Source organism: Candidatus Palauibacter sp., from assembly GCF_965261555.1.
Classification (GTDB): domain Bacteria; phylum Gemmatimonadota; class Gemmatimonadetes; order Palauibacterales; family Palauibacteraceae; genus Palauibacter.
Genome location: NZ_OZ253465.1, coordinates 658,454 through 683,996 on the forward strand (window position 1 = coordinate 658,454; position 25,543 = coordinate 683,996).

19 protein-coding genes are annotated in these 25,543 nt (G+C 69.6%); 7 read left to right on the forward strand and 12 right to left on the reverse strand.

The annotated features are described in order from the left end of the window. Positions 1-63 precede the first annotated feature (63 nt). Both ACQY5G_RS02865 and ACQY5G_RS02870 read left to right on the forward strand, forming a co-directional pair. Positions 64-1,272, forward strand: coding sequence for an ATP-binding protein (locus ACQY5G_RS02865; RefSeq protein WP_428276806.1), 1,209 nt, complete (start codon positions 64-66; stop codon positions 1,270-1,272). A gap of 121 nt (positions 1,273-1,393) precedes the next feature. Then, complete coding sequence (locus ACQY5G_RS02870; RefSeq protein ID WP_420615608.1) at positions 1,394-1,906, forward strand: ferritin; 513 nt, start codon at positions 1,394-1,396, stop codon at positions 1,904-1,906. Here the strand turns inward: ACQY5G_RS02870 and ACQY5G_RS02875 are convergent. From ACQY5G_RS02875 to ACQY5G_RS02890, 4 genes are all read right to left on the reverse strand, one after another. Beyond that, entirely contained in the window at positions 1,903-3,582 is a 1,680-nt protein-coding gene (locus tag ACQY5G_RS02875) for an N-acyl-D-amino-acid deacylase family protein (protein ID WP_428276808.1), read from the reverse strand. The genes ACQY5G_RS02870 and ACQY5G_RS02875 overlap by 4 nt on opposite strands. Then, a complete protein-coding gene (locus ACQY5G_RS02880; protein ID WP_428276810.1) occupies positions 3,579-4,988 on the reverse strand; it encodes an amidohydrolase family protein in 1,410 nt (469 codons plus the stop codon). The genes ACQY5G_RS02875 and ACQY5G_RS02880 overlap by 4 nt, the downstream gene beginning before the upstream one ends. Before the next feature lie 132 nt (positions 4,989-5,120). Further along, positions 5,121-6,065, reverse strand: coding sequence for an enoyl-CoA hydratase/isomerase family protein (locus ACQY5G_RS02885; RefSeq protein ID WP_428276812.1), 945 nt, complete (start codon positions 6,063-6,065; stop codon positions 5,121-5,123). Then, on the reverse strand, positions 5,987-8,458 hold the full coding sequence (locus tag ACQY5G_RS02890; RefSeq protein WP_428276814.1) for a S9 family peptidase: 2,472 nt from the start codon (positions 8,456-8,458) through the stop codon (positions 5,987-5,989). Before ACQY5G_RS02890 ends, ACQY5G_RS02885 begins: the two co-directional genes overlap by 79 nt. Before the next feature lie 201 nt (positions 8,459-8,659). Here ACQY5G_RS02890 and ACQY5G_RS02895 point away from each other — a divergent pair, with 201 nt between their 5' ends. Continuing rightward, positions 8,660-9,331, forward strand: coding sequence for a peroxiredoxin family protein (locus tag ACQY5G_RS02895; protein ID WP_428278635.1), 672 nt, complete (start codon positions 8,660-8,662; stop codon positions 9,329-9,331). A 40-nt stretch (positions 9,332-9,371) separates the two neighbouring features. Here the strand turns inward: ACQY5G_RS02895 and ACQY5G_RS02900 are convergent, their stop codons facing one another. After that, positions 9,372-10,313, reverse strand: coding sequence for an SDR family oxidoreductase (locus ACQY5G_RS02900; RefSeq protein WP_428276816.1), 942 nt, complete (start codon positions 10,311-10,313; stop codon positions 9,372-9,374). Beyond that, the gene (locus tag ACQY5G_RS02905) at positions 10,310-12,253 is read right to left on the reverse strand and encodes a hypothetical protein (RefSeq protein WP_428276818.1); all 1,944 of its coding nucleotides are present in this window, start codon (positions 12,251-12,253) and stop codon (positions 10,310-10,312) included. Before ACQY5G_RS02905 ends, ACQY5G_RS02900 begins: the two co-directional genes overlap by 4 nt. 118 nt (positions 12,254-12,371) lie before the next feature. Here ACQY5G_RS02905 and ACQY5G_RS02910 point away from each other — a divergent pair, with 118 nt between their 5' ends. Continuing rightward, on the forward strand, positions 12,372-15,566 hold the full coding sequence (locus ACQY5G_RS02910; RefSeq protein ID WP_428276820.1) for an aminotransferase class III-fold pyridoxal phosphate-dependent enzyme: 3,195 nt from the start codon (positions 12,372-12,374) through the stop codon (positions 15,564-15,566). A gap of 10 nt (positions 15,567-15,576) precedes the next feature. Here the strand turns inward: ACQY5G_RS02910 and ACQY5G_RS02915 are convergent, their stop codons facing one another. Then, the gene (locus tag ACQY5G_RS02915; RefSeq protein ID WP_428276822.1) at positions 15,577-17,679 is read right to left on the reverse strand and encodes a S9 family peptidase; all 2,103 of its coding nucleotides are present in this window, start codon (positions 17,677-17,679) and stop codon (positions 15,577-15,579) included. Between the two features lie 205 nt (positions 17,680-17,884). Here ACQY5G_RS02915 and ACQY5G_RS02920 point away from each other — a divergent pair, with 205 nt between their 5' ends. Beyond that, positions 17,885-19,207 carry an aminotransferase class V-fold PLP-dependent enzyme gene (locus ACQY5G_RS02920; protein ID WP_428276823.1) on the forward strand — a complete coding sequence of 441 codons (1,323 nt, stop codon included), beginning with the start codon at positions 17,885-17,887 and terminating at the stop codon, positions 19,205-19,207. A gap of 30 nt (positions 19,208-19,237) precedes the next feature. Here ACQY5G_RS02920 and ACQY5G_RS02925 read toward each other — a convergent pair whose 3' ends face one another. The 4 genes from ACQY5G_RS02925 to ACQY5G_RS02940 all read right to left on the reverse strand — a co-directional run bounded on the left by ACQY5G_RS02925 (position 19,238) and on the right by ACQY5G_RS02940 (position 22,258). After that, positions 19,238-19,609 carry a type II toxin-antitoxin system VapC family toxin gene (locus tag ACQY5G_RS02925; RefSeq protein ID WP_428276826.1) on the reverse strand — a complete coding sequence of 124 codons (372 nt, stop codon included), beginning with the start codon at positions 19,607-19,609 and terminating at the stop codon, positions 19,238-19,240. After that, positions 19,606-19,890: a ribbon-helix-helix protein, CopG family gene (locus ACQY5G_RS02930; protein WP_428276828.1), complete on the reverse strand. Its 285-nt coding sequence runs from the start codon at positions 19,888-19,890 to the stop codon at positions 19,606-19,608. The genes ACQY5G_RS02925 and ACQY5G_RS02930 overlap by 4 nt, the downstream gene beginning before the upstream one ends. A 68-nt stretch (positions 19,891-19,958) precedes the next feature. Further along, entirely contained in the window at positions 19,959-21,650 is a 1,692-nt protein-coding gene (locus ACQY5G_RS02935; RefSeq protein WP_428276830.1) for a GMC oxidoreductase, read from the reverse strand. Next, a complete protein-coding gene (locus ACQY5G_RS02940; RefSeq protein WP_428276832.1) occupies positions 21,647-22,258 on the reverse strand; it encodes a gluconate 2-dehydrogenase subunit 3 family protein in 612 nt (203 codons plus the stop codon). The genes ACQY5G_RS02935 and ACQY5G_RS02940 overlap by 4 nt, the downstream gene beginning before the upstream one ends. Positions 22,259-22,404: 146 nt before the next feature. On the opposite strand from ACQY5G_RS02940, the gene ACQY5G_RS02945 reads away from it, so the two are divergent. Together ACQY5G_RS02945 and ACQY5G_RS02950 are read left to right on the forward strand one after the other, a co-directional pair. After that, complete coding sequence (locus ACQY5G_RS02945; RefSeq protein ID WP_428276834.1) at positions 22,405-23,265, forward strand: sugar phosphate isomerase/epimerase family protein; 861 nt, start codon at positions 22,405-22,407, stop codon at positions 23,263-23,265. Beyond that, the gene (locus tag ACQY5G_RS02950; protein ID WP_428276836.1) at positions 23,258-24,196 is read left to right on the forward strand and encodes a hydroxypyruvate isomerase family protein; all 939 of its coding nucleotides are present in this window, start codon (positions 23,258-23,260) and stop codon (positions 24,194-24,196) included. Before ACQY5G_RS02945 ends, ACQY5G_RS02950 begins: the two co-directional genes overlap by 8 nt. On the opposite strand, the gene ACQY5G_RS02955 is transcribed toward ACQY5G_RS02950, so the two are convergent. Then, positions 24,132-25,538: an NTP/NDP exchange transporter gene (locus tag ACQY5G_RS02955; RefSeq protein ID WP_428276838.1), complete on the reverse strand. Its 1,407-nt coding sequence runs from the start codon at positions 25,536-25,538 to the stop codon at positions 24,132-24,134. The two genes, ACQY5G_RS02950 and ACQY5G_RS02955, sit on opposite strands and share 65 nt — an antisense overlap. Positions 25,539-25,543 lie beyond the last annotated feature (5 nt).

Genomic DNA, 25,543 nt, shown 5'->3' on the forward strand with positions numbered 1-25,543 from the left:
CCCGGATGTGCGGGGGGCGAAACATCTTCCATTTACTCAGTCTATTGAGTAATTTTACTCATTATGTTGAGTAAAACGTCGTACACGCGCCCCTACGCCGAGGAGTTGCTCGAACGTCTCCGGGAGCCGCGCCGGTTCATGCAGATCATCACGGGCGCCCGGCAGGTGGGCAAGACGACGCTGATCACGCAGGTCGCGGAACGGTCGGGGCTGCCGCACCGGTTCGCCACCGCGGATGAACCGGCGCTCCGGGGACGCGGGTGGATCGCGCAGCAGTGGGATGCGGCGAGGGTCATGGCCGACGAATCCGATTCCGGCGGCGCGCTTCTCATCATCGACGAGGTGCAGAAGGCGGCGGACTGGGCCGAGACCGTGAAGCGCCTGTGGGACGAAGACACCCGCGCCGTGCGCCGGCTCAAGGTCGTGTTGTCGGGTTCGGCGCCCCTCCTCATCGAACACGGCCTCACCGAGAGTCTCGCCGGCCGCTTCGAGCGGCTCCACCTGCCGCACTGGAGCTTCCCTGAAATGCAGGCGGCCTTCGGCTGGTCCCTGGAGGAGTTCCTCTTCTACGGCGGATATCCGGGCGCCGCGCCGCTGATCCGGCGGCCGGAACGGTGGACCCGCTACATCCGCGACTCGCTGATCGAGACCACGATCGCGCGCGACGTGCTGCTGCTCTCCCGCGTGGACAAGCCGGCCCTGCTCCGGCGGCTGTTCGCCCTCGGCTGCGGCTATTCCGGCCAGATCCTGTCGTACACGAAGATGCTGGGACAGTTGCACGACGCCGGGAACACGACCACGCTGGCGCACTATCTCGACCTGCTCGCCGGCGCGGGAATGTTGACGGGGCTTCAGAAGTACTCCGGCGCCGAGGTGCGGCGGCGCGGCTCCAGCCCGAAACTGCAGGTCTTCAACACGGCCCTGATGACGGCCGGGGCTCGCCTCACCCTCTCCCGCATGCGCGCGAATCCCGAGTCGTGGGGAAGGCTCGTCGAATCCGCCGTGGGAGCCCACCTCGCGAACGCGGCCGACATGGACGCTTGCGACGTGTACTACTGGCGGGATCGCGGCCGAGAGGTGGACTTCGTGTTGCGCGCCGGATCCATCCTCACCGCCCTGGAGGTGAAGAGCGGCCGCGCGCGCGGGGCGCGGTCGGGTCTCGCCGCGTTCGCCGACCGCTACCGCCCGACCCGCAGCTTGGTCGTCGGCGGCGACGGAGTCCCGCTCGACGAGTTCCTCACGAGGCCCGTCGAGTACTGGATGCGTCCCTGAATCCGGGGGACGGCCCCGTAGCGTCGCCGGTCGCTGGCGGTCGGAGGCGCGGGAAACGAGATTTGGGCCGGCACGACCCAGGCACGGATCCCCGACGAAGACGAGAGGACAGGCGGACGAGATGATCGGCACCCGGATGCAGGCGGCGCTCAACGAGCAGATCACGCAGGAGCTGTACGCGAGCCAGGTCTACCTGTCCATGTGCGCGCACTTCGAGGGGGAGGGCCTCCCCGGCTTCGCCCACTGGATGCGCGCGCAGGCCGAGGAGGAGCGGGAGCACGCGCTCCGCATCTTCGACTTCGTGAACGACCGCGAGGGACAGGTTACGCTGGACGCGATCGATGCCCCGCCCTCGGAGTTCGGTTCGCCGCTGGAGGTGTTCGAGGCGGCGCTGGGGCACGAGCGGAAGGTGAGCGGGATGATCGGCGACCTCTACCGCCTCGCGATGGACGAAGCCGACTACCCTGCCCAGGTCATGCTGCAGTGGTTCGTCAACGAGCAGGTCGAGGAGGAGAAGACGATCTCCGACATCGTCGACCGCCTGCGCCTCGCCGGCGACGACAAGTCGGCGCTGCTCATGCTCGAGACCGAACTGGGCGGACGGACCGGCGACCCCGAGGCCGACACCGCCTAACCGCCGCGCGTTTCGGTGAGGTGGCGGGCGGGGCCCCTCAGCACGTGGCCGGGCTTCGCGCCGGTGACGGAGCCGTCGAGGATCACGGGGACGCCGTTTACGATCACGTGGTGGATGCCGGCCGAGTAGCGGTGCGGGTCGACGTAGTCGGCGCGGTCGATGATGCGGTCGGCGTCGAAGACGGTGATGTCCGCCCACATGCCGGGCGCGATCCGGCCGCGCTCGGACTGGCCGATCTGATCCGTCGACATCGAGGTCATTTTCCGGATCGCTTCCTCCAGCGTGAGCACGCCCATCTCGCGCACGTAGCGCCCGAGGATGCGGGGGAACGTCCCGTAGCTGCGGGGATGCGGGAAGCCAAGGCCGTATCCGACCGGGTCTCCGTCCGTCTCGAACATCGCCTGCGGGTGCCGCATGATGCGGATGACGTCCGCCTCGTCCATGAAGTGGTAGATGGCGCTGAAGCCGCCCGCCAACTGGAGTTCGATCGCGAGTTGCACGCCGGTGGCGTCGTTGTTCGGCATCCCCCGGTCCGCGGCGAGGTCCGACATCCGCCTCCCGTTGTATTCGGGGAAGGCGCGGAGCGTGCGGAACTGGATTCGTGACAGGTCCCCGCCGGTCCAGTCCCGGTTCATCCACTCCTCCGTCTCCCGCTCCACACGGGCCCGCATCTCGGGGTCCGTCACGCGCACCCGGAAGGAGTCGATGCCGCCGGCCAGCACCCATTGCGGGAAGAGCACGCTCGATCCCGTGCTTCCGGCGGTGTACGGGTAGATGTCGACCTTGACGTCGATGCCCTCCGCGCGGGCCGAGTCCACGAGCGCGAGGGACTCGACGGTCTTGCCCCAGTTTTCCACCCCCATCGCCTTGAAGTGGTTGATCTGGACCGGAAGCCCGCCCTCGGCGCCAATGCGGATCGCCTCGCGCACGGCCGGCAGGAGACCGCGGGCCTCGTCCCGCATGTGCGTGTAGTAGATGCCGCCGTATTCCGCCGCGACCTTCGCGAGTTCGATGACCTCCTCCGTCTCGGCGTAGTTCGCGGGTACGTAGAGGAGCCCCGTCGCGAGACCGAGCGCGCCGTCCTCCATCGCCTCCCGCACGAGGTCCCGCATCTCGTCGAGTTCCTCGGGGGTGGGGGCGCGATCCTCCATCCCGAGCACCTGCTCGCGGGTCCAGGTGTGGCCCGCGAAGAAGCCGATGTTGGGCGCGACCTCGAGATCCTCGATGTAGTCGCGCAGCGGATAGGGCTGGTCGCCGCTGTGGAGGGACGGGAGGATGGTCGTGATCCCCTGGCGGATGAAGTTCTCGGCGAGCGGCCGCCGGTGGACCTGGTTCTGTACATGGTTGTGGTGGTCGATGAACCCCGGGGAGACGATGAGGCCGGAGGCGTCGATCTCCTCGACCCCCTGCCCCGACAGCCCGCCATCGCGGGCGACGTCGACCACCCGGCCGTCGCGGATTCCCACATCGGCGGTGAAGCGGTCCGCCCCCGTCCCGTCCACGACGGTGCCGCCGATAATGACGAGGTCGAAGGCGGCGGCACCGGCGCCGGCGGACGACGCGTCATCCGCCGACTCCGGCACGACGGTGCACGCGGCAAGAGCCAGCCCCGCGGCGAGGAGGGCCGCTCGGGCGGTGGCGAGCCGGGTCGTGCGCCCGGGGGCGCGGCGAGTCATGAGCCTCTCGTGCTGGTCTGCGTCTGCGCCTCCTCCGTCTCCCACACTGGGACGCCGTTCCGCTTGTAGATGATCCCGTCCTTGATCACGTCGGTCACGTAGCCGAGCACGTTGATGTCGAACAGCGGGTTGCCGTCGACCACGATGATGTCGGCGAGCTTGCCGGGCTCGATCGTCCCGGTCTCGCTCAGCCCGAGCACCTCTGCGGACACCTTCGTCGCCGCCGAAATCGCCTCGATCTCCGTCATCCCCATGTCGACGAATGCCGACACCTCCCGCCACGCGGACTCGGCGTGGAAGTTGAGCGGGGACCCGGTGTCCGTGCCCATCGCCATCAGCGCGTCGGCTTCGATGAACTGACGCGAGGCGCCCTCGCTGTTGCGGATCTGGCGCGGCGTGGTGCGGAAGTACGGTTTCCGCCAGAAGTCGTTCTTCGTGTACGAGGCCAGCACCTCCTCGCGGATCGAGGGCGGGAAGCTGTTGATGATGTCCGGGTCCCACAGCCGCTCCGGGAACTCCACCGTGGCGGGATAGATCCAGATCCGGTGCGAGATCGTCTGCACGACCGGGATCCCCTCCATCGCGATGTGGTCGACGAGTTCCTGCGAGTACGGGGGGACGCTGCCGCCCGATCCCGCGTGCTGGAGCACGTCGCACCCGCCGCGGATCGCCCCCCACACGACTTCCTCCACGTAGACGTGGCAGTGGATGGGGACGCCGGCCGGGCCCGCCACGGCCTTGATCGCCCGCATGTCCTCTTCCGTCGTCCCGATCCACGTCTTGATGACGTCGACGCCCGCGTCGATCAGCATCCGAGTCCGCTCCGCCGCCTCTTCGGGCGTGCGGTGCAGGACGCGGAGTTCGTCCGGGAGGAAGCCCCACGCGTAGCGCGTGACCCACGGGCCGCTGGCGAGGAGCCGGGGCCCAGGCACCTCGTTTCGGTTCACCCGGTCACGGAAGGCGAGGCTCGACATCGGCGCGGCGAGATCGACTCCCGCGGTCACGCCCGCCGCGAGCAGCTGCTTGGCGGACGTCTCGTAGACGAGTTCGTCATTCCCCTCGAACCACGGGAACCACCGGCTGTAGTCGCCGTGTCCGAGAATCATGATGTGGACGTGCGCGTCGACCATCCCCGGCATCATCGTCTTGCCCCGGGTGTCGATGATTTCCGCGTCCGCCGGGATATCGATCTCGGCCGCGGGTCCGACCGCGACGATCCGGTTCCCCTCGATCACGACGGCCGCGTGGTGGATCGGGGGCACCTCGTACCCATCGAGAAGCTGGCCGCCAACCAGCGCGAGCGTCCGGTCCTGGGCCGCGGCGGACGGGACTGCGATGAGAACGGCGAAGGCGGCGAGCGCGAAAGCTCGGGTCACCGGGGCGGGTCGGCGGGCGGGAATCATCATGGCCTCCTCTGCCTTGCGCGGGCTGGTCGATGAGTCCTTGAAACGTGCGGCGCGGGCGGGCGGGGCGGCAATGCCGGCGATGACGCGCCGTTGATCGCCCCCGCCATCCTGTGATCGACAGCGCGGGCGGGTCTACCTGCCGCGGTAGGTGGGGGCGCGTTTTTGGGCGAAGGCTTCGAGGCCCTCGCGCCAGTCTTCGGAGGCCATGCAGGTGGAGAGGGCTTCGGCCTCGAGGCGCAGCGCCTCTTCATGATCGACGGACTCCGCGCGGTCGAGAAGGCGCTTGGCGAGGCGCATCGAGATCGGGGCGTTGCGGGCCAGTTGTGCGGCGAGTTCCAGGGCGGCGGGGAAAACCTCTTCCGCGGGCAGGACCTGGTTCGCCAGTCCCCACGCGCCGGCTTCCTCGGGGGTGAAGTAGCGCCCCAGCAGGATCAGTTCGGCCGCCCGGGCGTGTCCCACGCGCCGGCGCAGCGTGTAGGCCGTGCCGCCGCCGATGAAGGTCCCCAGCGCGACTTCCGGCATGCGGAGCTTCGCCTCCTCCGCCACGATGACGAAGTCGCACGAGAGGGCGAGTTCGCAGCCCGCTCCGATCGCGTGTCCGTTCACGGCCGCGACCACGGGCTGCGGCAGCGTCTGGAGGGCCCGGTACACCCGCTGTCCCCTGTCGATGTAATCGCGGCGCCTTCGCTGCGAGCCCGCAGGCGCGGATCGTACTCCGCGGGACACTCGCTCCGCTGAATCGACGTGGACGCGGCGCCCATCCACAGGGGGCGTTTCGTCGCGGTGCGCCTTGAGGTCGGCGCCGGAGCAGAACCCCCGGCCCGCGCCCGTCAGGATGACGACGCGGGTCTCGAAGTCGGCCGCGATGCGCGCGAGTTCGGCCTCCAGCATCTCGTACATCGGGAGGCTGACGGCGTTGAGGCGATGGGGACGGTTGAGGCGGAGGATCCGGGCGGGACCCTCCGCCTCGACCAGAAGCGGGACTTCGGCGGCGGCGCTCAGCTTCCCGCGTCGTCCGTCGTCGTGACGGGCTTCGCCGGCTTCACGTGCATCTCGAGCCAGCGGTCCGTCTCCCAAAGGACGTGCAGGACCGACTCGCGCGCTGCGTAGCCGTGGCTCTCGGCCGGCAGGAACACGAGCCGCGCCGTAGCGCCCAGCCCCTTGAGCGCCGCGTAGAAGCGCCGCGACTGGATGGGGAAGGTGCCCGAGTTGTTGTCGTCCTCGCCGTGGATGATGAGGATGGGCTCGTTCACCTTGTCCGCGTGCATGAACGGCGACATGTACAGGTAGAGGTCCGGATCCTCCCAGAAGAGCCGCTGCTCCCGCTGGAAGCCGAACGGCGTCAGCGTCCGGTTGTACGCGCCGCTCCGCGCCACGCCGGCCCGGAAGATATCCGAGTGGGCGAGCAGGTTGCCGGTCATGAAAGCGCCGTAGGAGTGTCCGCCGACGCCGACCCGGTCCGGATCCACGACCCCCCGTCGCACGCCCTCGTCCACCGCCGCCTGGGCGTTCGCCACGAGCTGCTCGCGGAAGGAGTCGTTGGGCTCCGCGTCGCCCTCGCCGATGACCGGCATCGACGCGTTGTCGAGCACGGCGTAGCCCCGGGTCACGTACGGGACGGCGCCGCCGTAGGGGATCCGCGTGAACTGGTACGGCGAGTCGCGCCGCTGGCCGGCCGCCGCCGCGCTCTTGAACTCGGTCGGATACGCCCACACGAAGGTCGGGAGCGGACCATCGCGCTCCTGATCGTAGTCCGCGGGCAGATAGAGCGTGGCGGAGAGCGGGATGCCGTCCCCGCGCTCATACTGAATCGCCTCCTTGCGGATGCCGGCGAACTGCGGATACGGGTGCGGGAATTCGGTCACCGCGCTGATCGTCCCCCGCTCGAGGTCGCGCAGGAAGTAGTTCGCGGGCTCGTCCACGGACTCCCGCCGCGTCATCAGCCGCCCGTCTTCGAGGAGCGTGACCACGCCCTCGTAGTAAGGCGCTTCGGAACGGAACAGCTCCTCTTCCTCTCCCGTCTCGAGGTTCCGCTTCCTGAGGAAGGGACGGTTGCCTTCGGGCGAAGCGCCCTGTCCCGCCAGGTAGATCGAGGACCCCTCGTCGGCGGTCATGAGGACGCCCTGGCCGCGCTCGTTCGTCGTGAACATCGGGAAGCCGGGGTCGTTGTACCGGTCCTCCGTCTGGAGGTCGAAGATCAGCTCCATCTCGCCCGGGGCGTCCGGATCGATGCGGTAGGTGCGCTGCTGGCGGGTGGAGAACCAGTTCTCGTTCACGAAGGCGAACCCCTCCTCCGCCCACATCACGCCGCCGTAGCGGAGCGGGAGCGAGGCGATCGCCACGGGCTCGCCGGAGAAGGGCGCCGCGTGCACGAACACCCGGTCGCGGATCTCCGCCTCGGCGAGGGCGTCTCCGCCGTCCTGTGCCTCCGTCCAGTACAGCGTCGCGTCGGCGTCGGCGCGCCACGAGATCGACCGCACCCCCGTCGGGACCGACCCGAACGACGTGGGGACGCCATCCTGGAGCGGGAGTTCGGCGACCTGGTGAACCTCGTTCCCCTGCGTGTCCCACACTTCGATCGTGCTCGGGAAGCGGGAGGCCGGCACCTGGTACGAGTACGGCCGGTGGGTCGTCTGCACGAGCAGATGCTCGCCGTCCGGTGACGGCGAGGAGCCCGAGAAGATCGAGGGATCGCCGACCATGGCCACGGATCCGTCGAGACCGACGCGGGCCAGCTGCGACGTCGAGTAGTACTCGTAGAGCGCCTCATCGTGCTGGTCCTGCAGCAGGTCCTGATAGGTGCGGGCGGGGGCCGCTTCCCCCGACGTCTCCTCGATCATGGGCGCCGTCGGAACCATCGGCTCGGCGGGCGCCGGACCGCGGCCGGGCGGCACCGCCCTGGCGTAGAGGAAGTCCCCTTCCGGCGACCAGTTGAAGGGAGCCCCGAAGCCCACGTTCACGAGATCGAGGTCCGACAGCCGCCGCGCCGCCGCGGACGCGACGTCGAGGATCCAGAGTTGCACGGCCGAGTCGGTGTCGTGCGTGAACGCCACCGTGCTCCCGTTCGGCGACCAGCGCGTGTTGCGGATGCGCGGATTCTCCGGCAGGCCGGTCACGGCGCGCTCTTCCCCGTCGAAGGTGCGAAGCGCGAGACCGTTCGAGGGCCGCGCGCGGCTGGGGCCGTTCGTGCGCGGGTTGATGCGCAGTCCGGCGATCCGCAGCTCCGGCGCGGCGACCTCCGCGATCGACGGCAGGCTGGGCCGCATCGTGAGCAGCATCACCGACTCGTCGGGACTCAGGCTGATCCCCGGGGTCGCCGGGGCGTCGACGAGCGCGGCGAGTTCGGCGGCCGGCGTCCGGTAGCCGTCCGCACCCTCCTGCGCGGCGACGTCCGGCGTGGCCGCCACGAGGAGGAACGCGAAGGAGAGCGAGAATCGAAGGACTCGGGGACTGCGGTGATCGTGTCGCATTGTACAGGCTCCAGCTGATGACCGACGTCGTGTGGATCGTGATCGTGGCAACGGTGGCATAGTCCGAACCGCCCGTAGCGCACGCAAGACGCGCCGCTGTCGCGCGCGCGACCCCGGTGCGATAGCGTTTCCGGGCCCGCGGACGGCAGCGGCGTTCGCAGGCGCACACAAAAGGGAAAGGACGACAGGCAGATGCGGATGATGGACGCGCGTTACGTCCGGCTGTTTGCGGCGGGCGCCCTGGTGGCGGCGGGGTCGGCCGGCTGCGCACCCGGGGGAGATACCGAAGATGCCGACGCCTCGACCGCGGCGGCCCAGGAAGCGGCCCAGGTGGCGCTCGGGCCCGTCGATGGGCACGAACTGCCCCCGGCGGACCTCGAGCGGGTGCTCGCGGGCAGCCCCGCGCCCGACTTCACCGCCCTTTCGAGCACGGGCGAGCCGATCACGCTTTCGGATTACCGCGGGGAGAAGGACGTCATCCTCTTCTTCTACCGCGGCCACTGGTGACCGTACTGCGCAAAGCAGCTCGGAGAGCTGCGAGACTTCATGACGCCCGAACAGCGCGAACGGACCCAGCTCCTGGCGATCGCCCCTGACAGCCCCGAGGACATCGGACTCATGGTCGACCGCGTCCTCGAGGACTACGACTACGCCCTCGACTTCCCGCTCCTGTCCGATGACGGATCCGCGATCACCAACCGCTACGGACTCCTGAACGAGGAGGACGGGCGCGGGCGCCAGATCCCGCACCCCACGACCTACGTCATCGACATGGACGGGACGGTGCGCTGGAGCTTCACCGAGGTGGACTACCGCGTACGCCCGGAGCACGCCGACATCCTGGCCGCGCTCGAAGCCCTGGAGCAGCCCTAGCAGGCCGCGGTAAAGCCCCGCTGCGTTCGAGCGGCGGGGCCTACCGCGAGGCGGCGTCCTCCAACCGGCAGCGGCCCATGCGGCAGGTGAGGCCGGTGAGTTCCTGACTCAGCTCCTGGAGGCGGGCGCGCGCCTCCGCGTCGTACGCCTGGGCGTTGGCCTCGGCAGGCCTCAGCCCGCTGAAGTACTGCCCGCTCTCGAAGTCGTCGGAGTCGACGACCTGCATCGTCGCGTCGGCGCCCTCGGCGATGGTGGCGCGCGGGGTCGCGCCCAACCGCCGCACCATGCCGGTCGGCATGTAGGTCGCCGGATGGAGTGAGCCGACCACGATGCCGGTCCCGGCCAGGTCCTCGGCCAAGTCGTGCGTGAACATGATCTGGGCAAGCTTGCTCTGGGCGTAGGCGCGACGTCCGCTGAAGTCGTTCTCGATCATCACGTCGTCGAAGTCGATCGGTGTCTGCGCGCCGGACGACACGTTCACGATGCGCGACGGCGTGCTCGCGAGAAGTCGCGGCATCAGCATGTGCGTGAGCAGGAAGGTGGAGAGGTAGTTCACCTGGAAGCGGTACTCGTGCCCGTCCTCGGTGACCCACCGCTCGTCCGGCGCCGACCCGAACCCCGCATTGTTGATCAGGATGTCCATCCGGTCGTAGTCGGCCAGCAGCGTCTCGGCGAAGGTGCGGACCTCCGCGAACGATGCGAAGTCGGCACGGTAGAAGCGGGCGCTCCCCGGCCCCGCCGCGTTGATGGCGTCCACCACCTCCGCTCCTCGCTCCTCGTTGCGCCCGTGGACGATGACGTGATCGCCCCGCGCGCCCAGCCGCAGGGCGAGTTCCCGGCCGAGGCCGGAGGTGGAGCCGGTGACCAGGACCACCTTCTGCCCGGCGGCCGGCACAGGGGTCGCCTGGGCCATGACCTCCATAACGGAAGCGGACCCGGCGGACACGAGGACGGCAGCGACCAACGCGATTTTCGTTCTCATGGGATGAGTTCCTCCTCGACGAGGCGGGCGATCCACAGCCCGGAGTGAAGGTCGGAGGTGAAGATCCGGCCCTTGAACAGCTGGGCGCCCCACGTCATCGACCAGTTCGGCACCGCGGCGCTCGGCGATGATGTCTTGATCGCGCCGATTTCGCGGCCCTGGCGGTAGAGGTCGCCGCGCAGTTCGCCCGAGATGTCCAGCACCCGCAGCCCCGCCTGGTAGTAGCCGACGTAGAGCCGGTCGCGGTCGTCGCTCCAAAGGTTGTGGGCCCCCGCTTCGGGCACGGTGTAGTGGGCGACCTTCACCGGGTCGTCCATCTCCGTCATGTCGAGCACTTCCACGAAGCCCCGCGCCTCGATGGGCCCGAGCGCGTTCGGATCCCAGTCGGACGGGTAGATCTCGGCCGCGACGAACAGGTATTTTCCGTGACGCCACGCGACGTGCGTGTTCCCCTGCCCCGACACCCACCGCGAGACGAGCTTCGGATCGCGGGCCGTGCCCCCGTGCGTGCCCGCCCCGGCGTCGAGGATGTAGATGCCCTCGTTCCAGAACGATGCGTACGCGTACCCGTCCTGGACGATGACGTCGTGCAGGCTGCGGATCGGCTCGTCGTGCACCCAGCGGTTGATCTCGCGCGGGTTCGCCGGGTCGGAGATGTCGATGATGACGATCTCGCTCGTGCCGTTATGGCAGGCGTAGACGAGATCCTCGTCCCCCAGGATCCACACGTTGTGCACGCCCCCCGTCACCGTGTCCGTGTACTCGGAGAGGATCTCCGGGTGGGCGGGATTCGAGAGGTCGAGGAGGACGATCCCGTTGCGCCGGCTCGAGGCCCCCTCGCGGGTGACGATCCCGAGGCGGTTGTCGGGGTGGATCTTCACGTCGTTGATGCGGCGGGCATCGAGCTGGATGGAGTCGGTGAGGACCGGCTGCGCGGGGTCCGTCACATCCCACACCTTCATCCAGTCGTGGTAGAAGGTGCCGAGGTAGGCGTAGTCGCGTCCGTCCACGCCCTCGAACACCCAGGTGTCGCCGGCCCGGTGCGTGGACGTGATCCCGCTTCCCACGAGTTCGAGCCGGGCCGTGTGGCGGCGGGGGCCGACGCGCACGGAGACCGTGCGGGCGATGGCCGGACCCGCGATCGCGGTCACGTGGTAGGTCCCCGGCTCCTCCGCCACGAAGAGTCCGCGGCCGTCGACGGGTTCGACGCTCGCTCCGCTCGGCGTGACGCTCCACAGCGGCGCGAGGGCGACTTCGGCCCCGCCGGCGTCGCGGCCGAGCAGCCTGAACGCCGCGACATCTCCCGTCGAAAGCGCGCTCACGTCCCCGGAAGCCGCCAGTTCGTAATCCTCGGCCGGGTTCGGCCGCACCGTGACTTCGACCTCCGTCGCGGCGGCTCCGGCGGAGAGGGTCAGGACGGTCTGCCCGGGCCCGTGGCCGAGGACGCGCCCCGCGTTGTCCACCGTCGCGATGGCGGGATCGGCGGAGGCGAATTCGAACTCGGCGTCCTCCACGGCGCCGCCCATCTCCGTCCAGGCGGCGACATAGAGGGGGGCCGTCGCGCCCGCGTAGACGGGGCCGGCGACGCGGGCCTCGATCCGGTCGGCTGCGAGGCGGGGGACGACGATCCGGACCCAACTCGGCTGGCCGCGGAACATCGCCGCCACGCGGGACTCGCCCGACCGCACCGCGGTCACCATCCCCTCGGCCGTCACCGTCACCCCATCGTCGGCCGCGAACCAGCGCACCTCCGAGGCGGCGCCTTCTTCCGCGGTCCCCTGGATCTGCGCGGTGAGCTGGAAGGACGCGCCGACCTCGAGTTCCAGTTCAGCCGGTGAAGCGACCGCGTACACCCGCTCCTGCGCGTGGATGGCCGGCGAGCCCGCGACGCCCGGGGCGAGGACGGAAGCAAGAGCCAGGAGTCCAGAGCGGAGCGACATCGTTCTCCTCCATGTGCCGAAGCGATTGGACCGGGGGCTCGCAAGCTCGTTTCGACCGGCGCGGACGGCAATATCCGGTGGTTGACCGGACCTTTGCGGGGTGGGAGCTTCGCCCATCATGGAAACGCTCGACGCCGGATACGCGGCCGGGAGACCTTCGCTCTCGGAGGGAGAAGCGGCGGGGCTCGTCCGGGAGCTCTGGGGCGTGCGCGGAACGGCCCGCGAGTGCGCCAGCGAGCGGGATCGCGTGTTCGAGATTCGCGCCGGGACTTCGGGCGGGACGTCGGCCGGGACTTCGGGGGGGTCGGGAGTCCACGGGTATCTGAAGGTCTCGAACGCGCTCGAGCGCAGGTCGGTGCTGGCGGCCGAGGCGGCCATCCTCGATCGTCTCGCGTCCCAGTCCTGTTACCGGCTGCCGACCTGGCGGGCCACCCCCGGCGGCGGGTCGTTGATCGAACGGACGCTGGACGGCCGCGCCCACCTCGTCCGCTTCCTGGATCCTGTGCCTGGAGTGTCCCTCGACCGATACCGGCCGCATGGAGCTGAACTCCGGCGCCAGATCGGGCGCATGATCGGGATCCTGGATGACTCGCTCACCTCGGGGCCGGAGGCGGACCGGGCCGCGATCGAGGACCGGCCCATGATCGAAGACCGGCCCATGATCTGGGACCTGCGGGGCGCCGCGGCGCTCATCGCGGAGAACCTGGCCGCGATCCGGGATCCGGAGCGCCGGGCGATCCTCTCCCGCCTCCTGGAACGGTACGCCGACGTCGTCGCGCCGCGCCGTCCGGACCTCCGGGAAAGCCCGATCTACAACGACGCGAACCCGGCCAACATCCACGTCGATCCCGCGAGGATTCTCGACGGCGCGCCGAAGCTCGTCGGCGTGCTGGACTTCGGAGACGCGATCCGCTCCTGGACGGTGGCCGACCTGGCCGTCGCCTGCGCCTACGCCGGCCTCGGCACGCGCGATCCGCTCGGCGCCTTCTGCGACGTCGCCCGGGGCTACGCGGCCGAGTACGAACTCCGGGAGGCCGAGGCGGACGTCGTGTACGAACTGGCGCGGCTGCGGCTCGCCCTCAGCGCGACGATCTCGTCCGTCCGGGGCGCGCAGGAGCCGGACAACGAGTACCTGCTCGTGAGCCAGGCCCCCGCCTGGGAGCTGCTCGAGCGGCTGGACGCCACGCCTCCGAACCTGGGGCGCTACCGGCTGCGGGAGGCCTGCGGGCACGCGCCCTGCCCCTCGACCGCCCGGCTCATCGCGGCGCTGGAGCGCGCGGCCCCGGCCGCCGCGCCGGTGCTCGACCCCGATCCGCGCACGGCGCCCACGGTCACGCTCGACCTGAGCGTGGAGTCGGGGGATGACGGCGGGACGTTCGATCCCACGGATCACTCCGCGTTCTCGCAGCGGCTGTTCGACGAGATGCGGGACGCGGGCGCGGCGGTGGGCATCGGCCGCTACGACGAGGTGCGCTGGTGGTACACCGGCGAAGCCTTCCGCGCGCCGGGAAACGAGATGGACGAGTGGCGGACCGTCCACCTCGGCGTCGACCTGTTCGCCGAGCCGGGGACGCCCGTCCTCGCGCCGCTCGGGGGTCGCGTCGTGTCTGCGCACGACAACGCCGACCGCCTGGACTACGGTCCCACGATCATCCTCGAGCACGAACTGGAGGCCCCGGCCGGCGACGGCGACGGCGACGGACCGATCCGATTTCGGACGTTGTTCGGGCACCTGTCGCCCGAATCTCTCCCGGCACTCGCCGTCGGCGAGGTCGTGGAACCCGGCCGCACGATCGGCTGGATCGGCGCCCCGCCGCAAAACGGCGACTGGGCCCCGCACCTCCACTTCCAGATCTTCGTCGACGCCCTCGGCTACGAGGACACCTTCCCGGGCGTCGGCGCCCCGAGCGCCCGCGGCGTCTGGACGGCGGTGAGCCCCGACCCGAACCACCTGCTCCGACTCCCGGCGGAAGCCACGGCGCCGCGACCCCGGAGCCACGCGAACCTGGTCGAGGATCGGAACCGCCGGCTGGGGCCCTCCCTGAGTCTCTCCTACCGGCAGCCGCTCCACATCGTCCGGGGGCGGGGCGCACGGCTCTACGACATCGACGGCCAGCCCTTCCTCGACTGCGTGAACAACGTCGCCCACGTCGGACACTCGCACCCGCGCGTGAACGAGGCGGCCCGCCGTCAGATGGTCGCGCTCAACACCAACACGCGTTACCTGCACCAGACCATCCTCGAGTACACGGAGCGGCTGGCGGCCCTCTTCCCGTCCCCGCTCGACGTGTGCTTCCTCGTCTGCTCCGGCACGGAGGCCAACGAACTCGCCCTGCGCATGGCGCGCACGCACACCGGCAAGGTGGGCGCGGTCGTCCTCGACGGGGCCTACCACGGAAACTCGAGTTCGGTCGTCAACCTGAGCCCCTACAAGTTCAACGGCCCCGGCGGGAAGGGACTCCGTCCCTGGGTCCGGATGGCCCCCATGCCGGACCTGTTCCGGGGCATCCACCGCGGGCCTGACGATGAGGTCGCGCCGCTCTACGCGGCCCATGTCGGCGAGGCGGCGCGGGCGCTCGAGACGGAGCCCACGTGGTTCGAGGACCGCCCGCCCGGCGCGGCCGCCTTCTTCCACGAATCGATCCTGAGTTGCGGGGGACAGATCCCGCTCCCGGCCGGATACCTCGCGGCCTCCTACGCCGCGGCCCGCGAGCAGGGCGCGGTATGCGTGGCCGATGAGGTGCAGGTCGGCTTCGGCCGTGTGGGGTCGCACTTCTGGGCCTTCGAGGAGCACGGCGTCGTCCCCGACATCGTCACCCTCGGCAAACCGATCGGGAACGGCCATCCCCTCGCCGCCGTCGTCACGACGCGCGAGATCGCCGAATCCTTCGCCAACGGGATGGAGTACTTCAACACCTACGGCGGAAACCCCGTCTCCTGCGCCATCGGCCTCGCCGTCCTCGACGTGATCGAGGAGGAGGGCCTACGGGAGAACGCGGCGAACGTCGGAAGGCGCCTTCTGAAGGGTCTCGAACACCTGCGCGACCGCCACCGGCCCGTGGGCGACGCGCGGGGCCGCGGCCTGTTCACCGGGATCGAGTTCGTGCGGGAGGGCGACGACCTCGAGCCGGCCGCCGACCTCGCCGACGCCGCCGTCCAGCGCATGCGCGACCGCGGCATCCTGCTCAGCACCGACGGCCCGGACCACAACGTGATCAAGATGAAGCCGCCGCTCGTCTTCTCCGAAGCCGACGCCGACCTGCTCGTCTCCAATCTCGACGAGATCCTCTCCGAAACCGCCTTCCTCCCCTGACGCTCGTCGGCTACGAGCCGGCTTGGGTGGCGGCGGTGGCCTCGTCGTCGTGCGTGCCCCAGCGCTCGAACCACTTCCTGAGGATGAGTTGCGTGCGCAGGAAGTTGGACGGCAGGCGCGATGTGCCGTGCCACTCGCCCTGGAACTGGACCATCGCCGTCGGCTTGTTCTGCGCCTTCAGCGCCTGGTAGAACTGCTCCGTCTGCGACATCGGCGTCCGCAGGTCGAGGACGCCCGTCATCAGCATCGTCGGCGTCGTGACGTTGCCCACGTAGGTGATCGGCGAGCGGCGGATGTGCTCGCTCGGGTCCACCCACGGGAACTCCCGGAAGTCCGCGTACCAGCGCAGGTAGTTGCCGTCGACCTCGTTGGGGAAGTTGAACCAGTTCACGACCGGACAGTTCGCCGACGCGGCCCGGAAGCGGTCCGTGTGCCCCACGACCCACGATGTGAGGACGCCGCCGCCCGAGCACCCGTAGACGAACATGTTGCTGTCGTCCACGTAGCCTCGGGAGATGACCTCGTCCACGCTCGACATGAGGTCGTCGAAGTCGTGGTTCGGATAGTCGTACTGGATCGCGTTCCCGAACTCCGTCCCGTAGCCGGAGCTTCCACGCGGGTTCGTGTAGAGGACGACGTAGCCGTTCGCGGCGTGCTCCTGCCACGAGAAGTTGAAGCCGCCGTTGTACATGCCGTGCGGGCCGCCGTGAATCACGAGAATGAGCGGATACTGGTGCGACGGATCGAAGTCCGGGGGCTTGATGATCCAGCCGTGAATCGGGAGTCCGTCATGGGATGATTCGCTCCACACCTGTTCGACCTCGCCCAGCGTCACGCCCGCCAGCACATCGGCGTTCACATCCGTGAGCCTCGTGCGCCCGTCGGGCCGGTCCACGGGGAAGACATGGATGTCGCCGGGTTCGTGCGCGTCGCCCCACATCCCCACCGCCATGCCGCCGTCGCTCACGTCGTTGAGGCCGAACATCTGCGGGCCCTCGGTCATCGCCCGCACGTCGCCATCCACCGAGGCGTAGTGGATGTTGCGATAGCCGTCCGCCGCGGCGTCGAAGTAGACGCCGGCGCCGTCCGGGGCCCAGTGCAGCGCCCCGGGACTGCGGTCCATTTCGGCCGTCAGGGCGCGCGGGTTCGATCCATCCGCGTTCATCACGTAGACGGCGGACTCGATGTAGTCGAACGTCGTCGTGTCGTGCCCCACGTAGGCGATCATGCGCCCGTCCGGCGATGGCACCGGCCGGTTGTCCGGACCCTTGCGCGTCGTGACCTGATTCAGCTCGCCGGACTCCGCGTCGAGCCGATAGATCTCGGTCTCCTGCCACCGGTACACGGCGTCCTCGATGATGAGGCCGCTGAACAGGAGCGACCGGCCGTCGGGCTCCCACGTGGGGACGCCGAAGTTGTAGTCGCCCTCGGTGAGCTGGCGCGCGGTGCCGCCCTCGGCGGGGACGACGAAGATGTGCTGGTACTTGTCGCCCAGGAATCCGACGCGGTCCTGCCGGTAGACGAGCCGCTCGATGATCCGGGGGCCCGGCGTCCACGTCGCCCCCTCCGGCTTGGGGAGAGACATGGCCCAGTGGCGCGCCGTGGGCTCCTCCGCCCCCACGCGCATCGTGAACGAGAAGCGCGTCCCGTCGGGAGACCAGGCGAAGTTCGACGGACTGTCCGTGACCCGCGTCACCTGGGAGACGGCGCCCTCGGCATCCATCCACCGCACGAAGATCTGCGTGTTCCCCTCGTCGTCGGGCGCGAGGAATGCGAGCCGGCTGCCATCGGGAGACCAGCGCGGGGAGGACCCGTCGACGAGGTGGCGGGAACGGCTGCCGTCCGGATTCACGATCCAGATCGAGGACTCCCACGCGTCGTTCATCTTGTCGACCCACAGGCGCTCGTAGACCACGGCGTCGCCATCCGGCGAGATCTGCGGATCCTGGACCCGCTCCCAGTCGAGCCAGGATTCGAGCGGGAGGGCGCCGTTCGCTTCCTGCGCGACGAGCGCCGGGGCGGAGGCGGTGAGGCCGCAGACGACTGAGAGCGCGACGAGAGTGACGAGATGGCGGAACGGAGCGCGGAGGGGAGCGGGGGCGCGCGTGTCCATGGTACCTCCTGGGGTGAAGGGCGCGGGGCCTTTCGAAACATGGGATGCGCGTCGCCGCGTGCATAGACCGCCCGTCGCCACAGGCCCGAACCGCACCGCGCCGCGCGCGCCCCCATGCCCCCCGAAGTTCCGCGGCGTATGTTGCGTCGGTGAACGACCGCGGCTGCCGCGCGGGATGCGGCGGCCCACAAGCCGGGAGGTTTCCGTGACGACTCGCACGCCCACCGACGCGACCCGCCTGCCCGACCGTCGCCGATTCCTCAAGCGTGCCGCCGCGGGCGCCGCCCTCGCGGCGACCCCGGCGTGGACGCGGGCGCCGTCCCGGCCCGGTCTCAGCCTCGACGAACTGTCGGCGCGACGGGACTTCCTGGGGACGGAGGACGAATCCTTCTGGGAGATGGTGAAGTCCCAGTTCCCGCTCCGTCCCGGACTCATCCTGGTGAACGCCGCGAATCTCTGCCCCTCGCCGTATCCGGTGCAGGAGGCGGTGTTCGGGCACACGCGCGACATCGACCAGGACGCCTCGTTCCACAACCGGGCCAAGTTCAACGCGCTCGCCGCGAAGTCCGTGGAAGGGCTCGCTCGGCTGCTCGGCGCTTCGCCCGAGGAGATCGTGGTCACCCGCAACACCTCCGAGAGCAACAACACCGTCATCAACGGTCTCACGCTGGGCGCGGGAGACGAGGTCGTGCTGTGGGACCAGAACCATCCCACGAACAACGTGGCGTGGGACGTCCGGGCGGACCGCTGGGGCTACAAGGTGATCCGCGTGGCGACGCCGCCGGTGCCGGAGACGGAGGACGAACTGATCGACGCGTTCGTGAGCGCCTTCACCGACCGCACGCGCGTGCTCGCCGTGACCCAGATCTCGAACATCTCCGGGGTCGAACTACCTGCGCGGCGCCTGTGCAGCATCGCGCGCGACCGCGGCATCTACGTGCACATGGACGGGGCGCAGAGCTTCGGCGCGGTGGAAGTCGACCTTCACGCCATGGGCTGCGACTCGTACACCGGGAGCGCCCACAAGTGGTTCTGCGGACCCAAGGAAGCCGGAGTCCTCTACGTTCGGGCCGAGCGGGTCGCGGAGCTGTGGCCGAGCGACGTCGGCGTGGGCTGGGAAGGCGCGATCGCGGGAGGCGGAGCCGACAAGTTCGGCACGTACGGACAGCGGGACGACGCGGCCGTCGCGGGCGTGGGAACGACGGTGGAGTTCCACGAGGCGATCGGGGCGGCGGCGATCGAGGAGCGCATGCGGGCCCTCGCGGCCGGGCTCAAGGCGGCGATCCGCGAGCGGATCCCCGGCGTGAAGTTCCACACGTCGGACGTGCCGGGCCTCGGCGGAGGCGTGGTCATCGCCGAACTGGGGGTCGACGACCACACCGAGATCTACAACCGGATCTACGAGGAACACGGCGTCGCGGGAGCGCTCCGAAGGGGCGTGTTCCCCGGCATCCGGCTCTGCCCGCACATGTACAACACGATGGCGGAGATGGAACAGGTCGCCGACGCGCTCGCCGCTTCCGCCTGATCGCGGGGCGCGCCAGTCCGCGACACCAGACTAGGCGAGCCGGAGTCCGAAGCCTTCGAAGCGTCGGAAGTCCTTTACGTTCACCGTGGCGATGCGCGCCCCTTCCCCGAGGGCCGAGGCCGCGCTCATGCAGTCGAGCAGCGAGCCTCGTCGCCGCCCCGACTCGTTGAACAGGCGTGCGGCCAGCGCCGCGTCTCCGGCCGAGAATCCGGTGCGCGGACCGATCAGATCCTCCGCCAGGGCGAGCATGGAGGAGTGTAGCGGGCCGCAGAGAAACTCGGTCCAGGCCACCGCGCTCATGCCGAGCATCTCACCTTCGGAGATCCATTCTCTGAGTCGTCGATCCTGTGTCGATCCTGCGTCGAGCGCGCGGATCAGGAAGCTGGTGTCCAGGTGGATCATCTTCCTCCGGCCGTGGTGTCGCGACGCTGCGCGCGTCGTTCCGCCGCCACGTTGTGCTCCCATGCCGCGAGATCGACGCTGCGCTCACGCACGACCGTCTGCAGTCTGTCGAGCGCGCCGAGGGGACCCTCTTCCCGGGCCGCGTCCTCCGCCGCCGCTGTCTTGATGGCGCGCCTCAGGACCTCGGACTTGGAGATGTTCCAGCGACGTGCGAGCGCCTCGAGAGTTCGCACCGACTCCACGTCCAGCGAATAGGTCGATTTTATGGAGGTGGTGGCCATACTCGAAGATATGGCCATACCCTGACGGCGATCAAGTTTCCGGGACGGGGCCTGCCTGCCCGAGGGTGCTACAACTCGCCGCGGTTCTTCGCCCAGAGCGCGTAGTGGCAGGCGCGGGCGGTGAGGGCCATGTAGGTGAGAGAGGGGTTCTGGCAGGCGGATGAGGGCATCGCCGCGCCGTCGATCACGAACAGGTTCGGCGCGTCCCACGCCTGGTTGTAGCCGTTGAGGACGGAGGTCGCCGGATCCCGACCCATCCGCGCCGTCCCCATCTCGTGGATGGTGAGGCCCGGCGCCGTGAGATCCGTGAGCAGTTCGATGTCGACGCCGCCCCCGGCTTCCAGCATCTCCGCGGCGCGGTCCGCGCTGTCCCGCATCATCAGGCGCTCGTTGCCGCTCCACTCGCAGTGGATGCGGAGGGCGGGGATTCCCCACGCGTCGACGCGCTCCGGGTCGAGTTCGATGTAGTTCTCCTCGCGCGGGAGACACTCCCCGAAGGCGCCCAGTTCGAACTCCCACACCCCGGGTTCGGTGAGCTGCCGCTTGTATTCCGCTCCGAAGCCCGGCATGTCGAGGCCGCGGCTCCAGCTCTGACGGGTGGACCAGCCCTGGTAGCCGTAGCCGCGGATGAAGTCGGGCGAGGGTTCCGTCACGTTCCGGAAGCGCGGGATGTAGATCCCGTTCGGACGCTCGCCGGTGTAGCCGTGGTTCTCCCAGCCCGGGAACTTCGCCTTCGCCCCCGTGCTCATCGTGTGATCCATGAGATAGCGCCCCAGAACCCCGCTCGAGTTCGCGAGCCCATCCGGGAAATCGGCGGATGTCGAGTGGAGGAGAATCCGCGTCGACTCGAGCGCGGAGGCGCCCAGCATGACGATCTCCCCGAAGAACTCCAGATCCTCCCCCGTCTGACGGTCGATGACGCGCACGCCCGTGACGCGGCCGCGGGCCGGGTCCCAGATCACGCTGTGCACGACGCTGTCCGGGCGCAGCGTCATCCGGCCGGTGGCCTCGGCGGCGGGGAGCGTGGCGTTGAGCGAACTGAAGTAGCTCTTCGTGATGCAGCCGCGGTGACAGGGGCCGCAGTAGTGGCAGGCGCTCCGTCCCTTGTGGTCGCGGGTGAGGACGGCCGTGCGCCCGATCGTCATCATCCGGGTGTCGCCGAAGTCGCGCGCGATCGCCTCCTTCACCGCGTTCTCGACGCACGTCATCTGCATGGGAGGCAGGAGGACGCCGTCCGGCAGTTGGGGAAGACCCTCGGCCTGACCGCTGATGCCGACGAACTCCTCGACGTGCGCGTACCACGGGGCGAGGTCCGAGTAGCGGATGGGCCAGTCGACCCCGATCCCGTCGCGCGCGTTGGCCTCGAAGTCCAGGTCGCTGAGCCGGTACGACTGCCGCGCCCACATGATCGAGCGCCCGCCGACCTGGCGCCCCCGGATCCACAGGAAGGGCTTCTCGTCGGGCGTCGTGTACGGGTTCTCGATGTCGTTGACGAAGAACTTCCGCCCCATCTCGTCGCAGGCGTAGCACTCGCGCTGCACGGGCTGCTCGGCGGCGAGCGCCTTGCGGTCGTTCCAGCCGCGGTAGGGCATGCGGTAGGGGGGCACGTGTTCGGTGTAGTCCCGTTCGGGGACGATCATGGGACCCGCCTCGAGCACCAGCGTGCGGAGGCCGAGTTCGGTGAGTTCCTTCGCGGCCCAGCCGCCGGTGATCCCCGAGCCGACGACGATCGCGTCCCAGACCTCCTGCCGCCGGCTCACGGCTGGCCCCCGGGGCGGCCCTCGCCGGTCCCGTACTGGTCGAGGAGGACGCACCCCTCGAAGGCGCCGGGGATGATCCGGTAGCCGAGCGAGCGCAGGCCGGGCCGGGATGTGAAGTAGCCGGCGAGGGTGAAGCGCTTCATGTCGTAGAAGAAGGTCTGCGTCTCGTCGATCGCGGGGTCCCGGCGGCGGCGGTCGAGGTCCTCGTCCAGCCGGGCCACCAGGTCGGCCTGCTGGTCCGGGGTGCAGTCGGCGAAGGCGGCGCCGTGGGCCGACCGGGCGAGGGGATCCACCTCGTCCAGGCCGGCGAGGAAACGGTCGCGGTCCGGCGCGTCGAGCCAACCGGTCAGGAGGGCATCGACGAATGCGGTAACGCCCGCCTCGCTCGCGCCGGGCGTGTCCGTCCGGGGGATGATGGTCTCGGCGAGCGCCGTCACCGTCCGCGCCTGCGCGGGCGTGAGCGTCGCGGGCGGCGCGCCGCCGACCGGGCCGGCCACCGACCGGATGCGCTGCCCGAGCGCCAGCGCCTCCGCCACCGCGCTCCCCGGCGCCAGCAGCGGCGCGCCCGCGGCCACACCGATGATCTCGAGAGCCCTGCGCCGTTTCACAGTCGGTCCTCCCGGCCGGCATCGACGCGCGCGAGCGGCGGGGGTGCCGCCACGCTCCGCCAACATATGCCCACGCACCCCCCGCGCGAAGACCGTTTCCCGGCTCGCGGTTCGACGCCGACCGTGGGGCGCGACATATTGCGCGCATGGACAGACGGAGATTCGTACGGAATTCGCTCGGAGCCGGACTCCTCCTCACGCACGCCGGACGCGCGGCGGCCGCGGACGCCCGATCGCTCCCCGAGGCGTGGGGACTCCAACTCTACACGGTGCGGTCGCTGATGGCGCGCGATGTCGAACGGACGCTCGCCGCCGTCGCCCGCATCGGCTACGGCGAGGTGGAGTTCGCCGGTTACTTCGACCGCTCGCCGGCCGAGATCCGGACCGCGCTGGAAGCCGAAGGCCTCACGGCCCCCGCCGCTCACCTGTCGCTCGAGGAACTCCGGTCGAGCTTCGATGAGGCCGCCGACGCGGCGGCCGAGATCGGACACAGGTATCTCGTTTTGCCCTTCCTCGGGGGTTCCGAACGGCCCGGAGGCGACGGCGCCACCGGATCGGCCGTCGTGGACGGATACCGGCGGCTCGCGGACGAATTCAACGAACTCGGGGCACGGTGCCGCGAGGCGGGGCTCGTCTTCGGCTATCACAACCACGACTTCGAACTGGAAGAGGTGGACGGCCTCCGTCTCCTCGACGTGATGATCGAGAACACGGACCCCGAACTCGTCTGCTACGAGCTCGATTTCTACTGGCTCGTGCACGGCGGCGCCGACCCGTTCGACTACTTCTCCCGCTACCCCGGCCGCTTCGACCTCTGCCATGTGAAGGACCGGACCGCGGACGGCGAGATGGCGGACGTTGGCGCGGGCGAGATCGACTTCGAGGCGATCTTTGCGCGCTCCGACGAGGCGGGACTCATCCACTACTTCGTCGAGCACGACGCGCCCGGCGATCCGATGGGGTCGGTGCGCGCGAGCTACGAGCACCTCGCGTCGTTCGGTGGCTGACGGGTCCGGGCCCGGCAACGAAAGGCCGGTCACCCGCCGCGACGCCCTGCGCGCGACCGGCGCCGCCTCCCTCGGTCTCCTCGTCTCCGGCGCCGCGAACCCCGCATCCGCGCTCGCCGGCGGAGCCCGGCCGGCCGGCCGCGACGGACCCCGCGCCCGCGGCTCCGCCAACGCCATCACGCAGTCCGTGGCGCGCTGGTGCTTCGAGGAGATTCCCCTCGTCCCCTTCTGCGAGGGCGTGGCCGACATGGGTCTCACCGCGATGGACCTGCTCACGGTCGAGGAATGGCCCGTCGCGCACGACCACGGCCTCACCGTCTCGTGCGGCGCTGTGGCCGCCGGGACGATCGAGGACGGCCTCAACGAGACTGAAAACCATGCGGGCATCATCGAGGCCTTCGAACGCCACATCCCGCACGCCGCGCGTGTCTCGGTCCCCAACGTCATCTGCTTCTTCGGCAACCGCCGCGGGATGGAGAACGGCGTCGGCATCGAGAACTCGATCCGCTGCCTCGAGGCGTGCGCTCCCATCGCCGAATCCGAGGGCGTCACGATCCTCGTCGAGGTCCTCAACTCGAAAGCCGGCGGACACGTCGACTACATCGGCGACCGCATGGACTACGCGCTCGAGATCATCCGGGCCGTCGACTCGCCCCGCGTGAAGATCCTCTACGACATCTACCACATGCAGATCATGGAAGGGGACATCATCCGCACGCTGACGGATGCGAGCCCCTGGATCGGCCACTACCACACCGGCGGCGTCCCGGGGCGGGCCGAGATCGACGACACGCAGGAACTGAACTATCCCCCGATCGTGCGGGCGATCGCGGATACGGGTTTCGAGGGCTTCATGGCCCACGAGTTCATTCCGCGGAGCGGCGACCCCCTGCGCTCGCTGCGCGAGGCCGTGGAGCTGTGCGCCGTCTAGCGGCGAGTTCCGCCTGCCGCCTTCCCAGCCACAGCGCGATCATCAGCCACAACCCCGCCAGCGGGACCATCGTCAGCGCAAGCGCGGAGCTTCCAAGCCCGAGTGCACGCAGCCCGGCGAAGGACCACACGCCGATCTGGTCGCCCGCCCGGTAGACGAAAAGGTCGTTGAAGTTCTTCGCCTTGTACTTGTCCCGGCGCGGGAGGACGGTGTAGAGCACCTCCCGCGTCGGCACCGCAAGCGCGAAGTTCCCCGCCCTCCGCAGCACCTGGAAAACCACGAACACGGCGAAGACCGGCGCCGCTCCCAGAGCCAGGAAGCCGAGGATGCTGAGCACCGGCAATATCCCGAGCGCCAGGCGCAAGCCGAGCCACTTCAGAATGCGGCCTGTCAGAAAGAGTTGGGTGAAGAGAGTGAGCACGTTCACCGAGAGGTCGATCCGCGCGAAGATCGAGGTCCGTTCCGCGCTCGTCGCGAAGGTGCGGGCGACGATGTCCGCCTGGATGTTGTAGAGGAAGGTGGAACCGATCGTGAAGAGCAGCATGAAGGCGCCGATCCCGAGCAGATAGGGCGACGCCAGGACCCGCCGGATCCCTTCCAGCGCCGAACCCCCGATCACCGCCTCCGACGCTTCCGTGCGCGAACCGTCCCGACCGCCGCCCGAAGCGCCGTCCGCCTCGGCGCCCGGGCCTCCGCCCGCCGCCGGGAGGGTCGCGCAGCGCGAATCGAGCGCCCTGAGGCAGATCACCGCGCCCTCGAGCAGCAGCACGGAGAACAGGAGCAGCGTGGCGGGCGACAGGAATCCCACCAGGAAGGCCGTGATCGAGGAGCCGACGATCCCCCCCACGGTTCCGCCGACGCCGATGAGGCCGAAGAGCCGCCGGCTCTGGCGTTCGCGGAAGATGTCGGTCATGAACGACCAGAATACGGAGACCACGAACAGGTTGAAGACGCTGATCCATACGAAGAAGGTCCTGCCGACCCACACCGAAGCCTCGCCGTCGGTCACGACGCTCAGCAGCACGAAGTAGACCAGCAGGTTCAGCATGAAGAAGCGGTACGTGAGGGTCACGAACCGCCGGCGCGTCCACCGCGACACGACCGCGGCGAAGATCGGGTGCACGAGAAGCATGGCGGTCAGCGTTCCCGTGAAGAGCCAGGGGATGTTCTCGACCCCGCCCGCCACGGCCATCTCCTCGCGGATGGGCCGGATCACGTAGTACGCGGAGAGGATGAAGAAGAAGTAGAGGGCCGACAGGAGCACTAGCCGGCCCTCCTCCGGACGGGTGCCTGTCAGCCACGCGACGATCGTGCGCGGCTCGCTCTCCGGGGGTGGGGTCATGCGGA

Excerpts from the sequence above, each read along its gene's own strand:
- ACQY5G_RS02865 (WP_428276806.1), top strand. The coding sequence starts at position 64 with ATGTTGAGTAAAACGTCGTACACGCGCCCCTACGCCGAGGAGTTGCTC.
- ACQY5G_RS02915 (WP_428276822.1), bottom strand. The coding sequence starts at position 17,679 with ATGGACACGCGCGCCCCCGCTCCCCTCCGCGCTCCGTTCCGCCATCTC.
- ACQY5G_RS02870 (WP_420615608.1), top strand. The coding sequence starts at position 1,394 with ATGATCGGCACCCGGATGCAGGCGGCGCTCAACGAGCAGATCACGCAG.
- ACQY5G_RS02910 (WP_428276820.1), top strand. The coding sequence starts at position 12,372 with ATGGAAACGCTCGACGCCGGATACGCGGCCGGGAGACCTTCGCTCTCG.
- ACQY5G_RS02880 (WP_428276810.1), bottom strand. The coding sequence starts at position 4,988 with ATGATGATTCCCGCCCGCCGACCCGCCCCGGTGACCCGAGCTTTCGCG.
- ACQY5G_RS02875 (WP_428276808.1), bottom strand. The coding sequence starts at position 3,582 with ATGACTCGCCGCGCCCCCGGGCGCACGACCCGGCTCGCCACCGCCCGA.
- ACQY5G_RS02890 (WP_428276814.1), bottom strand. The coding sequence starts at position 8,458 with ATGCGACACGATCACCGCAGTCCCCGAGTCCTTCGATTCTCGCTCTCC.
- ACQY5G_RS02930 (WP_428276828.1), bottom strand. The coding sequence starts at position 19,890 with ATGGCCACCACCTCCATAAAATCGACCTATTCGCTGGACGTGGAGTCG.
- ACQY5G_RS02955 (WP_428276838.1), bottom strand. The coding sequence starts at position 25,538 with ATGACCCCACCCCCGGAGAGCGAGCCGCGCACGATCGTCGCGTGGCTG.
- ACQY5G_RS02905 (WP_428276818.1), bottom strand. The coding sequence starts at position 12,253 with ATGTCGCTCCGCTCTGGACTCCTGGCTCTTGCTTCCGTCCTCGCCCCG.
- ACQY5G_RS02900 (WP_428276816.1), bottom strand. The coding sequence starts at position 10,313 with ATGAGAACGAAAATCGCGTTGGTCGCTGCCGTCCTCGTGTCCGCCGGG.
- ACQY5G_RS02945 (WP_428276834.1), top strand. The coding sequence starts at position 22,405 with ATGGACAGACGGAGATTCGTACGGAATTCGCTCGGAGCCGGACTCCTC.
- ACQY5G_RS02925 (WP_428276826.1), bottom strand. The coding sequence starts at position 19,609 with ATGATCCACCTGGACACCAGCTTCCTGATCCGCGCGCTCGACGCAGGA.